Raw genomic sequence first — 496 nt, forward strand, 5'->3', positions numbered from 1 at the left:
AAATTGGCGGAGAGGGTGGGATTCGAACCCACGCGGGCTTTCACCCAAACGGTTTTCAAGACCGCCTCGTTATGACCACTTCGATACCTCTCCAGAATTGGTGATCCATCGGCGATTCGAACGCCGGACACCTTGATTAAAAGTCAAGTGCTCTGCCTGCTGAGCTAATGGATCTTAATAATTATATATTGGAGACATTTTCATATCCCACAAAGACTATTTTCACAAAGAGAAGGTGTTACTTTTCCTTGTAAGTGACCCATCAGGGACTCGAACCCTGGACACCCTGATTAAGAGTCAGGTGCTCTACCAGCTGAGCTAATGAGTCATATAAAATTAATGGTGAACCCAGAGGGATTCGAACCCCCGGCACACGGATTAGAAGTCCGTTGCTCTATCCAACTGAGCTATGAGTCCACATTTTTATATTGGGGACATTCCTCTGAATTTCAGAGACTTTCCCTTTAGAAAAGGAGGTGTGTCCCCTTTCCTTTAA

General features: G+C 45.4%; 4 tRNA genes. All 4 read right to left on the reverse strand.

From position 1 onward, the window contains the following. Positions 1–4 precede the first annotated feature (4 nt). Positions 5–93, reverse strand: a tRNA-Ser gene (locus BN358_RS17720). A 5-nt stretch (positions 94–98) separates the two neighbouring features. Then, a tRNA-Lys gene (locus tag BN358_RS17725) sits at positions 99–174 on the reverse strand. 81 nt (positions 175–255) lie between these two features. After that, positions 256–328, reverse strand: a tRNA-Lys gene (locus tag BN358_RS17730). 12 nt (positions 329–340) lie between these two features. Then, positions 341–417 (reverse strand) — tRNA-Arg (locus BN358_RS17735). Between the last annotated feature and the right edge of the window lie 79 nt (positions 418–496).

Origin of the sequence: Sedimentibacter sp. B4 (genome assembly GCF_000309315.1) — a bacterium.
Classification (GTDB): Bacteria; Bacillota; Clostridia; order Tissierellales; family Sedimentibacteraceae; genus Sedimentibacter; species Sedimentibacter saalensis.